We start from the raw sequence: 13899 nt of genomic DNA, 5'->3' as shown, positions 1-13899 counted from the left end.
ACCTTACGTTCACTATAACAGCAAACAAATCGTTGTTCTTAACATTTTTTGCTATATTCAATTAGATGAGGATAGTTTTGCAATATACGCCTCTAGATGTATAGTTTTAAAGGGATGCAGATAGTGAATTTTTTTATGTAAATTAATGATATTGATACATATTTAAAGGGAAAGTTTGAATTGATTTTATGAGGAAGTCCATTTAATTATTATGAAACTATAAATCAAAAGTTACCTAGTGAATTATCTTATCTAACCTTAAAAAAATGCTTAAGAACGCTGAATTTTAAATTTTATTGCCTTTTTCATCATAAGCTTATTATTTGAAAAAGGGGATTCTGGTACTAATTATGAATACAATTTATAATATGTTTTAAATATATTCTTCAAGAATTAAAAATTTCCCCACCTTAGGCTTGCTAAGTAGGGAGAATCCAGTATAAGAATATTTTTAAAAATCTAATAGAGGATTATTAATGCTCACTTTCGTCTATTTCGTCTTATTTTTACGTAAGTAGTCGATGATGTACCAATGACGTTCCCGCAGGAGTCTAATGCTTTTACTTGAAAATAGGGGCCAACTGCCTGAGCATGAATATCTGTTTCAAATCCAGTACAAGGGGTACTAAATACCACTACTGCTAATTTAAAAGGTGTTGGGCCTGCCAGTACCTGCCAAGCGACCGTTTCTGTTGAACCATTCCATGATGCGTAAACTGTAGCTTCACCGTCATGCAATAAGTCTACAGTTATGCTAGGCGGATAAAGTGGTAGACCTACCCACTTATTTTTAAACGCTCGATACGAAAGATTCTGATTTGGATACTGCATATCATATAACAAGTTAAATGAAGGGTTTCTCCTTGTATTGCCAGCGTTCCTAAATTCCGAAAGGTACGGTTCTTGCCCCCACCCAATGAGTTGATTTCCATTAGAAAGCTTTTGCGCATTTCCTTGACTTGGAACATATAAAGCTGGGTCATGATAATACGTTCGATCTACATTGGCGATCTTGTGTTTATAATCTAAGTGAAGAATTAAACCACGTGCTTGCTCTTGAGGTGGAGAATCAGGAGAAGCACAGCAGGCATTGTCAAACAAGCTTATCCTGTTTTCGGACCTGTATCGTGCATCATGCTGCCAAGAAAATGTAGCGTTCGGCCCAAGCTTAAAATCACTTTGCTTTCCACCAAGTTGCCAAATTACCTTTCCCGTATCTTTGTCAATGTTATAAATAGCCCACATACTACGCATGCTCACTAAAAGTGTGTTGTTTGGACCTTCTTCGACTGAATTTACGTGGTAACAATCCCATATATTATTAGAGCTTGTGGCGGATGAAGCAGGTACCATCGAATCAGCTGGATTAATATGTTTAAGTACATCCCAAAAGAAGAGAAGCTCTCCCGTCTCAATGTCTATTTCTTGAATAGAGTAATTACTAAAATACCCGTGTAATGGCCCTCCATACTTAGATAAATCTGCAGGTACTTGTTTTACCCCTGTAAACAAAGCCGTATTCCATTTGGTGATTGTAAACTCGTGCAAATCAGAGGTAAACCCTTTTTTAGCAAATAACTTTTTAATGACCTCATAATGCTGATTGATAATTTGAAAATGAGCACCAGGCTCAGGTTCACCTACTGGAAGGTTAGGGTTTGCAGTTTGAGTTCCTGAAATTGTTCCTTGCCACATCGTAAGAACAGGGTTTTCATGGTACATTTGTACTCGAAAGTCTGTGTTTTGGATATACCTACTAGAAAGCGGTCTAAACCACACTGGATTACCCGTCTGATCCATAATTGGTGCCCCAGTTTGCCCAATCATCGCTGCTTCATATACCGTATAGGGCGCAACAAATAATAGGCCGGGAGCTGTTCCAGGCTTATCAACATTAACGGTAACCTTCATGGGATGTAAATTAGGAGCTGAAACAAAATTCCATACTTGCGGGTTTGAATGACTAGTGAATGATTGTGAATTAAAATTATTCATTCCCACTCTCATCTCCTCTAACTTTTATTATTAAACACTGTCTCTTGAGCTATTAATATGTCATTTGCTTCAAGATATGTAGGTGCTGTTTAGGTTTAGTTGTGTCTTTTGTTTGCTCGTGATTAGCAGGTCAAGAGAAGTGTAAAACGAAAAGTAGCGGAGACTTTATAAATAAAAATAAAGCCGCAAACGGAAGGGAAGAGGAAAAGATAGAGAATTTTCTAGGTAAAAGAATATTAATACGGAAGGATCTTGGACGAAAAAGTTAAAAACAATTTAATAAATGGAAGAGTTTAGTATATTTTAAATACTTATATATAGATAAAACATACTTGAAAAACGAGCTCTTGTTTATGAAGGACTCGTTTATGCATCATTGGTGTAGAAAGACTTTGATTATGTTTAAAAATTTCTGCTTTGTTGCGAGAGTGATTCTATAAAAGGTAAAAACTAAAGCCTATCGCAATGTAGGTACCAACAAGTAAAACACCTTCGAACCAGTTGGAATCACCGTCATTCACAACGGTCACCGTCATGAGAGCGGCAAGGATCATCGCAATCATTTCCGCTGTATTAAATACAAGAGGCAAGAAATCATACAAGTATGAAAACAGAACGAGTATAGGAGCAACAAACATGGCCGTTTGGACGGTTGAACCAATGGAAATCTCCACCATTACGTCCATTCTGTTATTATAGGCCATTGCAATTGCTGACACGTACTCTGCAGCACTTCCGACTATGGCCACAACAATAATTCCAATAAAAACGTGACTCCAGCCTAAGGCAGCACCTACTGGCTCAATGGTGCCAACAAGTTTTTCACTAATATAAGCTAGTACAATTGTGGCCAGTCCAAGCACAACGATTGCTTTCTTTTTTCCCCATTCTGGTTCCTCTCCATTTTCTTCTGCGTTTCCAGTAAAAATCCCCTTATGCGTGACAAGTTTAAAAAGAAGAGCAAGCAGGTAAATGGTCAGCATCACAATAGCAAAAGAAGTTGATAGAACCTGCATATCTTTATCATCCAAGCGTTTTGCAAAGATAAATGGCAATACAAAAGTTACGATAATAGCAAACATTAAGAGAGAGGTATTATGTCGTGTTTTAAACACACTAAATTTTTGCTTTTTAAATCGAATTCCTCCAACAATCATTGATATTCCGCTCGCAAAAAGTAGATTAACGAGAACCGCTCCAGTAATAGAGGAAATGACGATTGTATTTAGTCCTTTACTTAATGCAAAAAACGAAATAATAATTTCTGCAGCGTTGCCAAACGTAGCATTAAGTAATCCCCCTGCTGTTGGACCTACTACAACGCTAAGGCTTTCAGTAGAACGTCTGATGTAATTAGCCAAACTAATTAATGTCACACAATAAATAAAAAACATTAAAATATAATTCCAATTAAAAATACTGCCAATAATTGAAAGAGGTACACCAATAATCATAAAAATGAAAAAGACTTTATTCATATTTTCCTCCATGGTCATTTATAGATCCTATAGCAAGAAGAGAAGCTCTATATTATCTTAGCGTTTTTATTAATATAACTCTTAAGACTTTTGTTATTCACATGGAGAGTGCAACTAGCAATCAACTCGACGCATAGAAAGAGAACATACTTAATAATAGCTGGTGTAAAGTTAAAAAAGAAAAGAATCGTACAAGATAAGGCGCTATGAACTCCTCAAGATAAGCTTCAAAGTATATTAGATAGTCTGCTCTGAATAACCAATATGTATCTTTTACGTGCTAAAAAGATATGGATTTTTCAAACGCCCATAATTAACGTTTGCGTTAACGTTAATTATGGGTAATGTAGTTTATAGATTTAAAAATAATTAGAATGAAGCACCATTTAAATATGATTCAAACTGGTCATTATCATTAAAGGAGAGAGCTATTATGTATACACTTGGAGAACTATTAGAGCAAAGGGCTACACAATCTGCTGAAAAGGAGGCTTTAATTTGGAGTACATCTTACCATACATTTAAAGAATATAATGAACGTGTCAATCAACTCGCTCATTACCTGTTAAGCCATAACATTAAAAAAGGGGATCGAATTGCAATTCTCTGTCAAAACAATCATCCGTTTCCTACGATTCTGCTAGCCGCATTAAGAATCGGAGCCGTAGCGGTTCCTATTAGCTGGCAGCTTACGAAGTATGAAATTATCGATATTTTAGATAGTGCACAACCTAAAATTATTTTCTACGACCAAAAATTTCATGAGGTTATTCCTTTTGATTCTGAAATATTAAATGACGTGATTACTTTACAAGTAGGAAGAAAAAATAGTGTGGAGACAGTTGAAGAATATAATGAAATTTTTTCTGCGTATTCTATACTAAATCCCAATATACAGGTCTCTCAAGATGACATAGCTATGCTTCTTTTTACTTCCGGAACAACTGGCAATGCAAAAGGCTGTATGATTGAGCATGGTCATGTGTATTCTTATATACAACCATCTAGTCAACGAATCGATTATGAAAAGGATGGTCGTTTTCTTGCCTCGCATCCTTTTTATCATATGAGTTCTATTAATAATATTTTGAAATCTGTTTCCAACGGGATGGGGTTATTTTTGTTGTCAGATCCTACACCGGAAATCATTTGGGAAACGATTGAAACTCATAAGATCACTATGATGTTAGCGTTTCCCTCTATGTACATGCAAATGCTCGAAGCGGTGAAAAATGAAGGGGCAAAGAAATCTTCACTAAAGGTTGCTATTGCTGGAGGGGCAAAAGTTCCTGCTTATCTTATTAAGGAATATGAAAAATTAGACATCAGCATGATACAAGGTTATGGAAGTACAGAAGCATGGACAGTCAGTGTATGGACACCAAATATGGGAAATGAAAAAATTGAATCAGCAGGTAAGCCTCTTTCTGGTGTAGAAGTAAAAATTATTGATCCCGAGTCAGGACAAGAAGTGAAAACAGGAGAAGTTGGAGAAATTATCATAAAAAGCCCCTATTGTTTTAAAGGCTATTGGCATAATCAAGAGGCGACTGACAAAGTCCTTAGAGATGGCTGGTTCTATATGGGGGACGCTGGAAAGGTAGATCAAGACGGCTTTTTATATATTATGGGACGCTTTAAAGATGTTATCGTATATGGCGGTGATAATATCTATCCTGATCAGGTAGAAGAAATAATTGAGCAAATAGATACGGTTATAGAAGCTGCTGTAGTAGGAGTAGAAGACCCAGTTTATGGAGAAAAACCTAGAGCGTATGTGGTAAAAGATCCTCATTCTTCTTTAACAAAAGAAGATATCTTAAAATATTGTAGAGATCGTCTAGCAAGCTACAAAATTCCCGAAGTTTATTTTATTGATCAACTTCCTAAAAATCAGCTCGGTAAAGTATTAAAAAGAGAACTGAAATGAAGATAGTTAAAGCGTGGACTGAATGCAGTCCACGCTTTTAAGATGGGGGAGATCCTACATAACAAAAGCTTCATTATTTTAACGCAAAAATGTTAAGTGGAAAGCTTCTTGATATCAGTGTAACAAATACGAAGGGTATTCTCATATTCAGATTCATAGCCTGTAAATAACACCTTTTTTTCTTTATTATCATAGTGAAATCCGAAGTTTTTTAAATCATTTCTCAATATATCTTCACTAATTTTAATGGAAGAAGCAATATCTTCATAAGTAGCACCATTATTTAGTTTTTGAACAATCTCACTGATTAACGAATTACGACCTCCAGTAGTATACGTGTCTGAAGTAATACTTTATCCTGAATAGCTGCTTTTATGAATTGCAAGTAAAGGTTAACAATTTAAATGAACTTGGTATTAAAAGAAGTGTAGAAAGCCACATGTTTCTGCTTAGGAATTGTTCTTCTTACCTTTGTATTTCTCACTAATAATAGTAAGAAGTATCACCCTATGTTATGACCTGGATTTGCTGAAAAAGCAAAGAGAATATTCTCTTTGCTTTTTTCTTGGTTTTAATATTTACTGCTCTTTTTCTGGTACCATTTCAACTTTACCTGGCCAAAAAGCAAATCTTCCTAAAACCGTAGTAATCGCAGGTACAAGGAACGGTCGCACAATAAATGTATCTAACAGAACACCTAAAGCCGTGATAATTCCAAACTGAACCAGAACTTGAATAGGCAGTGTTGCTAGAACCGCGAAGGTAGCAGCTAAGATGATTCCAGCTGATGTAATAACACCGCTTGTTTCGCTTACGCCTTCTTTAATTGCTTGCTTTAATGGCATATGCTTCTTTTTCTGCCAGATGCTTGAGATCATAAAGATATTATAATCCTCACCAAGCGCCACTAAAAATACAAATGCGTATAAAGGGATCGCTCCTTGGATAGCATCTGCCCCCATGATGTTGTGAATAATGAGCCAGCCTAATCCTAAGGCTGCACTGTAGGATAAGATAACCGTTCCAACCAAGTAAAGCATGGCTACAATGGAACGCAAGTAAGCTAATAGCAGGAGCGATATAAAAATAATAATTAATGGGACAATGATACTGTCGTCTTTATCACTCGTGGTCATTGTGTCATACTGTGTTGCTGTTTGACCGCCGATCCATACTTTGGATTTGACTGCAGAAACTCCGGACTGTGACAGCGCCTTTTCAGCTGCATCTCTCAAGTCTGGAATAGCTTTCATTGCTTCTATACTATATGGATTCACATTAAACGTAACGTCATATACTTTTAGATCCTCATTATTTGTACCACTTTGAGGTGCAGAAACAGTACTAATAAGGTCATTTTTCTTTAATGCTTTTTCAAGGTCAACCGATTTTCCTTCCGTATCAATGACTACTTGTGCTGGTGCTAGTTCACCAGGAGAGTAAGCATCAGAAATAATCGTAAATCCTTCACGAGAAGGCATATCTTCAGGGAAAGAAGACAATAAATCATATGTGTACTTGATTTGACTAGAGTAAATGGATAAAGCTCCAAAAAAGACTAGACAAGCTACAATGATTGTCCATGGTTTCGTCGTAACCACATTACCAATCCAATTCCCGAAACGGTTTTTCGCTTTTCGGTCACGCACCGGTTTTCCTTTCTTTTTCGCCAATTCTTCTTCCATTTCAGGAGTACGAGGGACGAAAGGATAAAAAGAACCTCTTCCCATAACCGAAAGCAGGGCGGGAATAAGTGTTAAACTTGCTAATCCCATAATTAGAATAGATAAGCTAAAAGGGATTGCAAAACGGTGGTAAGCACCGTATTTTGCTACAATCAAGGCCAGAAGAGAGATGACAACTGTAAATCCACTCATAGCTATAGCACCTGAAGCACCTTTAAAGGCATTGATAAGGGCTTGTCTCTTATCTTTTACTTTACGAAGCTCATCACGATAATGAGAAATTAAAAATAAACAATAGTCTGTTCCTGCTCCAAATAACAAGACCGTCATAATGGATATGGACTGCGAGTCAACCGTAATCCATTCTTTATCTGCCAAAATACCGAGAATCGGACTCAGAACCCCATAGGCAAAACCCACACCGATTAAAGGAATAATCGCTAAAATTGGGGAACGATAAATGACAAGAAGTAAAATTAAGACTAATAAAACTGTCGCGATTAGTAACGAAACGTCTGCTCCTTCAAATAAGCTCGTTGCATCTACTTGAATTCCTACAGGACCGGTAACGCGCGTGCTTAATTTATCTTTTTCATCTATATCCGTCGCAAAAGAATCGTATGAAACGTTTTCTTTTACTTGTTTTTTTATCGTATCTAGATTTTTTTCTAGTACATTCGTCTCAGCATTTTCTTTAAAGAAAATAGGCTGTACAAGCGTGGTACCATCTTTTGATATCATTTTTTGTAAAGCTGCTAACGGTAATTTATGCAAAGGCGGTGTAGACGTTTGTTCTTCTAATGGTTTTTTTTCTAAAGCTGCCGCCATTTGCTGAATAGACTTTAGATCATCGTTGTTCAAACCTGATTCTTTGTGCCATGTAAGTAAGGCAGGAACCCCTGATGAGTTAGGGAATTCTTTCTTTATGAGATTTTCAGCTTCTACGGAAGGTGAATTCTCACTTAAGTTTGGTGCATTGTTCACTTCCGTTTTATTAACGGCAGGCCAAGCAATTGTTAGAACTGCAGTTACCAGAATCCATACGGCAATAACAACCCAACGACTCACTTTTCCAGTCATCAATCGACTGAATGTTGCTAAAGGTGATTCTTTCATTAATTCTCCCTCATTTCCAAATCTGTTTGTTTCTATTACAATATATATAGAACCTTCAATAATTATATATACCAGAAGGTTAATTAATCAACTAGTTTAAATGTGCCAATTTCTTGAACTAGAAGGAGGGCCCTTATGAATACGAACCAGACACCGAAAAAAAAGCCTGGCAGACCTAAAATAACAACTGAAAATAATATAACAAGAGAGCAAATTTTAAAAACAGCTGCCCATCTCTTTATGGCATATGGATACGAAAAAGTTTCAATGGAGCAAGTGGCTGAAGCAAGCGATGTGACCAAGGCCAGCGTTTACTACTATTTTAAAAATAAGGCAACTTTGTTTACCGTTTCGGTATCAAGTATGTTCCAACGTATCACAAAACAGACAGAGAAATTATTACAAAACTCCAAAGGACTGAAACACAGGTTGTATGAGGTAACCTTGGATCATTTAAAAAGACCGCATATTGATTTTGAAACATTATTGCAAGAAGCGACTTCTTCGCTTACAGAAGGTCATATTCATGAAATTCGTGAAGCAGAGAAAGCGATACATGAGGCATTAGAGAACGTATTCAAGCAAGCTGCAAACAGCGGAGAAATCGTCGTAACAAGCCCTCGCTTGCTTGCGCATACATTTTCTATGGTCACAATGATTCGGAATAAAAAAGAATTAATAACTGAATTAGGAGGCCCTGAAAAAACGGCTCAGGCTCTAGTAGATCTTTTTTGGGTAGGGATTAGTCCTAATTGACCTTTTTTATTGCACGGTACAAAGAAGAAATAAAGAACGGCTAAAAAATATTGATGAATATTTTTTAGCCGTTCTTTTCATTAATCATGTGAAAAAGCGAAGTTATATGATAAAAAAACGTAAAATTTTAATAATTTGGTTTTTATTTGTATTTAAAGAAGTATTTGATAGAAGGTTAGTGTTAAAATAATGAAAATCCTATCTTTTAGGGTTGCCTTTAGCATATATGGTTATTCTATTGTAAACAAAACCTTTAGCATAGCAGCTTACATTTTGGAAAGGGGAGAAGCGGATGGAATCTATTTGGCTCGAATATGTATGGGCATTATTGATTCTAATTGGATTAGAAGGATTATTATCAGCTGACAACGCTCTTGTACTGGCAGTTATAGCCAAGCATTTACCCGAGGATCAGAAAAAAAGAGCGATTAATTACGGAATTCTTATGGCATTCATTTTTCGATTTGCAGCTCTTTTTGCTATTTCATTTATCGCCAACGTCTGGTGGATACAAGCGGTAGGAGCAGTTTATCTTCTTTATTTGGGATTGAAGCATATTATTCAGGCACGGTTTGGGAAGCATAATGAGAATATTCATAATGATGATGAGAAGGAATCTGCTGGAAAGGGGTTCTGGCCGACGGTGGGCAAAATTGCGTTAGCCGACCTAGCTTTTGCCATTGATTCTATTTTAGCTGCGGTTGCTATAGCACTTGGACTTCCGGATTCACAGTTTGGAGAAATCGGTGGTATGGACGGAGGGCAGTTTGCAGTTGTAGTTCTTGGAGGAATTGCAGGTCTTATTTTAATCAAGTTTGCAGCGACCTGGTTTGTAAAACTCCTTGAAAAGCGACCTGCCCTAGAAACGACAGCATACGCCATTGTTGCCTGGGTAGGGGTGAAACTTGCTGTTATTACTTTTGCACATAAAGATATTGGTGTCTTAGATCCCCATTTTCCTCATAGCACCATCTGGACTCTAATTTTCTATGGAGTATTAGTTGGTATTGCTCTATTAGGTTGGTTTGCACCGGGCAATAAGTCATCAGAAAAATCATCGGCCTAGAAGGTAATCGAGTGTGATAATCACCCTGAATTCATCAATTAACCGTACTCTTTCCTTCCAAACGGATCCTCGCTTTAATATTTAAAAGCATGTTTAGATTTTATAGAAAAGTGAGTTATGTTGATTCAAGTGTAACCATCAAGTGCGTTAATCCAAGCTGGGTTAACGCACTTTTTAATTGAAATGGCTGCGCAAATGAACTTGGTTATTTTATTTATGATTTTTGTGCCTTTTGATAATCAGTAAAGCAGGAAATTAAGAAAATCCCAATAAAAAAACCAATAAAAAGACCGATAAGACTTTCTATTTGAACATCTTTTTCTCCAATTATTTGACCGTAAATTACCCTGAATATAACACCAACGAAAGAGAGAACAACAGCCTTGATGGTAATATGTAAAAAATTAATAAAATCACACCTTTTCACAAAATATAGTACCCGATTTTAAACGATTAAAAAGTTCTAGAAAGAAAGACTTACAATTTAAGGTTCATTTAAGGGTTACATATTGCACCTAAAGGGATTTATTCTGCAATACAATAGAAGGTCAATTGCAAAAACAGGTGATTATTTTTGTTAGTTTTAGTATTCCTGTTTCTTTTTCTGGAATTTTTAAAAAATAACGAATACTTGTTTAAATGGAAATGATTTGGGAATATAATTCACAAGTCAAAAAAATGACAAGGAGGATGCAAACATGGCAAAGGGACTAGCTATGCACGAAACGCTAGAAGTTCATGAAATCTTAACGCTTAAAACATCATGTGTAACAAAAGGAACAGCGATGTTGGAATTGGTAGAGGATGAGGAATTAAAAAAGATTCTTGAAGAAGATGTTCAAACATCTACTGAAGCGATTAAAGAATTGAAAAAAATCTTAAAGAAAGCTCAATAAATAGGAGGGGTAGAAAAATGGCCACTAAAAGTACTCTTACTAAAACGTTAGATGATCTTGCTATTGCGACTGATTTATTATTATCAGCTAAGAATGGTGTACGAACATATGCGGTAGCGCTTACAGAAACGGCGACGCCCGAAGTTCGAAAGGTATTAAAAAAGCAATTAGATAAAGCCATCGAGCTTCATGAAAAGATTGCTCAATATATGATTGATAATGAAATGTATCACGCCTATGATGTAGAAGAACAAGTAAATCACGATTTAAAAAAGGCAGATAAAGCGTTAGATTTAGCGAAAGGTTAACTAAAATTCTCCCTCTGACAATAGAGGGGGAATTTTTTTAAGGTTACATAAAAAGTTCTCTTTTGATATTTCTACAAAGGAAAAGAAGTCTATATTTTATTCTCTTAGAAGTAGATAGTTTACCCCATTTTATACAATATTTAGATGATATTTTATAGTCTTTTATCCCATATCCGAATAAATTGGTTTTAATTGGCTGCTGAAGGATACACCTATTAGTAGAACGACATATTCTATAGGGATAGAGGAGGAGAAAATAGTGAAGGAAATTAAAGTAGCAGAAAATAGTGGTCAGGCAAATAAGTTTATTGAAGAGTTTTTTGCTAACGGGTTTCGTAAAAACGAAATTTATTTATTGACCTATAATAAAGAGCGCTCGGAATATTTAACAAATACAACAAATACAAAAGAATATCGAGCTTCTGAACAAGGAGTTTTTGAATCTGCAGTTAATAAGTTATTTTCTCGTGAAGATGAACTTCATTCTAAAATGGCCTCGTTAGGTTTAACCCAAGAAGAAGCTAAACAGTGTGTCGGTGAAATGAAACAAGAACGTATAATCATTATTGCAAAAAAAGATGTGTAATGGTTCTCCTTTGCAATAGCTTTCGAAGAAACTAAGTGATCGAGAAGTATTAGTAAATCATACTAGCATGTTGCTTTATATATAATATTTATTTTTCTGTACGAATGTTTTATAAATCGGAAAGATACTGAACGAAAAGTATATTACTTGAGTCGTTTACTACTCTCATATGGAGGTGAAAGGGTAATGATTCAATTTTTTGGTATCCACATAGGGACGTTATACTTTCCTACAAGTATCCTTCTAATTACTTTATTAGTTTTAGTAGGTTTTATTATCTATTTTCTTAGTAGAAGAAAAAGAAATAGAGATCAAACGATTCATTCAAATGAGAATAGGGTAAAGGGCAAAAGAGGAAAAGATAAAACTCTGTAAATGATCTAAAAGAAGAATTAATATATTTCGTCATCAAAAAGAATTCTCGTTTGAAATGAAAAAAAATCATCCTAATCCTACAGTTCCTGATACAGCCTTACTCCATGATTTAACTCCTGAGAAAGTATGGTTTAAATAAATGCAGAGAGGGCCCTTGAATTCATTTCTAAGGGCTGTTTTTATTTTTGTTCTGTAAAGGACAGACGACCTTTTAATCTTCTATTTTCTTATTATTTCTTATTTATAACTTCAAAAAAAACTTTATTATCATTTTTTAAGATCTTAAACAAGCAATTGAACCCTTGATAAATTTGAAATAGTAGTCTAACCTTCATATTAAGGAGTGAAAATTATGAATGAAAACATTTCGGGTATTGATTATCAGGAAGTCATTGAATATGCGTTAGATCCACTCATTATTCATTCAAATCATAAGATTATATATGTTAACCACGCAGCTGAACATTTTTTTAGAGGAAAAAGGGAAGATATCATAGGTGCCAGTCCTTTAGATATATTTCAAGAAACATCTAAAGCAGCAATAAGGAAAAGAATCCAATCTGCTTATGAACGTCCAGCAGAGCTTATTGAGGAAACCATATTTAGATTGGACGGGACAACTGTTAATGTTGAATTATATTGTCATCCCTTGCTGCTGGGAGATAAAAAAGTAATCCAAACCTATGTGAGAGATATTACGGTAAAAAAAGAGAGTGAAACAAGACAAAAAGAAATAATAAAGCAAATAAATGAACTGTCTACAACCCTCGTTCCTCTTTTAGAGGGAATCGCTGTACTTCCCTTAGTAGGATCCATAGATGAGGAAAGAGCAAACCAACTTTTAATGGCTGTTCCAGTAAAAGTGCAGACACAAAATATAAATTGTTTAATTATAGATTTTTCCGGTATTTATACATTGAATTCAATTGTAACGGAGCATCTTTTTAAAATTAATAGCGTTATGTCACTACTTGGAGTGCAATGTATCTTAACAGGGTTAAGACCCGAATTATCTCGCTCTGCCGTACAGCTAGGCATTAATTTAGATTCTACCCCGACAATGGCTACTGTAAAAAATGCACTTCATTTTTTAGGAATTACTTTTAGTAAATAATCTGTAAAATGAAAATAACTAAAGCAATTTCTACGTTTTTAAAGATACATATGATATGAATCTTTAGATGGTACTACTTTCAGAGAAAGTTTCTAATTAAAGAAATAGTGGCATCGTCTTTACGATTTCGTGCTGTTTTAAATATTTTTAGATGGTTTTTTAAAATTAGATTTGTATCTTGTATACATTAGAAAAACAAAAGAAACTCCTGAACATATATCAGGAGTTTCTTTTGTTTAAAATAACATATTGTGCAATCGCACGTTTGTTAAATAAAAGATAGAAGAATCATTGAATCGCTTTCTTCAGTTTAAGATCTTGTATAAAGCTTCAGAAGCGTTATCTATATCATAATCGTTATAATTTAAGGTTTTTTGATCCGTAAGTGTAGTGATTTGAAAAATCTTAGATGTTTTACAATACGACAGTTCCAGTACTTGAGGAATGGTATGAGTAATAGCACTATCCTCATATTGAATAAGAGTATAAAGCGTTTTTTTTATTTCAAGTATATTCATAAAAGTACCTCTTTCCATTATAAGGAAACCTAGGGTACAAAGAGACCATATAATTTTAATTTATGTTCTTTCTCTA

11 protein-coding genes are annotated in these 13899 nt (G+C 35.1%); 7 read left to right on the top strand and 4 right to left on the bottom strand.

What is annotated here, in order from left to right; all coding sequences use genetic code 11:
* Positions 1-480: 480 nt before the first annotated feature.
* Positions 481-1995 carry an arylsulfotransferase family protein gene (locus ACFX4G_RS24620; RefSeq protein WP_377577602.1) on the bottom strand — a complete coding sequence of 505 codons (1515 nt, stop codon included), beginning with the start codon at positions 1993-1995 and terminating at the stop codon, positions 481-483.
* A 434-nt stretch (positions 1996-2429) separates the two neighbouring features.
* A complete protein-coding gene (cax, locus tag ACFX4G_RS24615) occupies positions 2430-3473 on the bottom strand; it encodes a calcium/proton exchanger (RefSeq protein WP_043980765.1) in 1044 nt (347 codons plus the stop codon).
* A 433-nt stretch (positions 3474-3906) separates the two neighbouring features.
* Between cax and ACFX4G_RS24610 the strand changes: the two genes are divergently transcribed.
* Positions 3907-5403, top strand: coding sequence for a class I adenylate-forming enzyme family protein (locus ACFX4G_RS24610; protein ID WP_377577599.1), 1497 nt, complete (start codon positions 3907-3909; stop codon positions 5401-5403).
* 578 nt (positions 5404-5981) lie between these two features.
* Here ACFX4G_RS24610 and ACFX4G_RS24605 read toward each other — a convergent pair.
* The gene (locus tag ACFX4G_RS24605; RefSeq protein ID WP_377577596.1) at positions 5982-8204 is read right to left on the bottom strand and encodes an MMPL family transporter; all 2223 of its coding nucleotides are present in this window, start codon (positions 8202-8204) and stop codon (positions 5982-5984) included.
* A 135-nt stretch (positions 8205-8339) separates the two neighbouring features.
* Between ACFX4G_RS24605 and ACFX4G_RS24600 the strand changes: the two genes are divergently transcribed.
* The 6 genes from ACFX4G_RS24600 (at position 8340) to ACFX4G_RS24575 (ending at position 13305) form a co-directional block, all read left to right on the top strand.
* Positions 8340-8960, top strand: coding sequence for a TetR/AcrR family transcriptional regulator (locus ACFX4G_RS24600; RefSeq protein ID WP_377577593.1), 621 nt, complete (start codon positions 8340-8342; stop codon positions 8958-8960).
* A 292-nt stretch (positions 8961-9252) separates the two neighbouring features.
* Entirely contained in the window at positions 9253-10026 is a 774-nt protein-coding gene (locus tag ACFX4G_RS24595; protein WP_377577590.1) for a TerC family protein, read from the top strand.
* A 698-nt stretch (positions 10027-10724) separates the two neighbouring features.
* Positions 10725-10922: a hypothetical protein gene (locus tag ACFX4G_RS24590; protein WP_016766364.1), complete on the top strand. Its 198-nt coding sequence runs from the start codon at positions 10725-10727 to the stop codon at positions 10920-10922.
* A gap of 17 nt (positions 10923-10939) precedes the next feature.
* Entirely contained in the window at positions 10940-11230 is a 291-nt protein-coding gene (locus tag ACFX4G_RS24585; protein ID WP_013056394.1) for a spore coat protein, read from the top strand.
* A gap of 259 nt (positions 11231-11489) precedes the next feature.
* On the top strand, positions 11490-11816 hold the full coding sequence (locus ACFX4G_RS24580) for a YflT domain-containing protein (protein ID WP_043980779.1): 327 nt from the start codon (positions 11490-11492) through the stop codon (positions 11814-11816).
* 727 nt (positions 11817-12543) lie between these two features.
* Entirely contained in the window at positions 12544-13305 is a 762-nt protein-coding gene (locus tag ACFX4G_RS24575) for a PAS domain S-box protein (RefSeq protein WP_377577587.1), read from the top strand.
* Positions 13306-13610: 305 nt separating this feature from the next.
* Here ACFX4G_RS24575 and ACFX4G_RS24570 read toward each other — a convergent pair whose 3' ends face one another.
* On the bottom strand, positions 13611-13823 hold the full coding sequence (locus tag ACFX4G_RS24570) for a hypothetical protein (RefSeq protein WP_016766369.1): 213 nt from the start codon (positions 13821-13823) through the stop codon (positions 13611-13613).
* Between the last annotated feature and the right edge of the window lie 76 nt (positions 13824-13899).

The organism is Priestia sp. YIM B13486 (genome assembly GCF_042787865.1).
In the GTDB taxonomy this organism is placed as follows: domain Bacteria; phylum Bacillota; class Bacilli; order Bacillales; family Bacillaceae_H; genus Priestia; species Priestia megaterium.
The sequence above is the reverse complement of the archived record's forward strand: the minus strand, read 5'-3'. Positions and strand labels throughout refer to the sequence as shown.

Bases quoted from the DNA above. Each gene is read 5' to 3' on its own strand.
- ACFX4G_RS24620 (WP_377577602.1), bottom strand. From the start codon at position 1,995: ATGAATAATTTTAATTCACAATCATTCACTAGTCATTCAAACCCGCAA.
- cax (WP_043980765.1), bottom strand. From the start codon at position 3,473: ATGAATAAAGTCTTTTTCATTTTTATGATTATTGGTGTACCTCTTTCA.
- ACFX4G_RS24610 (WP_377577599.1), top strand. From the start codon at position 3,907: ATGTATACACTTGGAGAACTATTAGAGCAAAGGGCTACACAATCTGCT.
- ACFX4G_RS24605 (WP_377577596.1), bottom strand. From the start codon at position 8,204: ATGAAAGAATCACCTTTAGCAACATTCAGTCGATTGATGACTGGAAAA.
- ACFX4G_RS24600 (WP_377577593.1), top strand. From the start codon at position 8,340: ATGAATACGAACCAGACACCGAAAAAAAAGCCTGGCAGACCTAAAATA.
- ACFX4G_RS24595 (WP_377577590.1), top strand. From the start codon at position 9,253: ATGGAATCTATTTGGCTCGAATATGTATGGGCATTATTGATTCTAATT.
- ACFX4G_RS24590 (WP_016766364.1), top strand. From the start codon at position 10,725: ATGGCAAAGGGACTAGCTATGCACGAAACGCTAGAAGTTCATGAAATC.
- ACFX4G_RS24585 (WP_013056394.1), top strand. From the start codon at position 10,940: ATGGCCACTAAAAGTACTCTTACTAAAACGTTAGATGATCTTGCTATT.
- ACFX4G_RS24575 (WP_377577587.1), top strand. From the start codon at position 12,544: ATGAATGAAAACATTTCGGGTATTGATTATCAGGAAGTCATTGAATAT.
- ACFX4G_RS24570 (WP_016766369.1), bottom strand. From the start codon at position 13,823: ATGAATATACTTGAAATAAAAAAAACGCTTTATACTCTTATTCAATAT.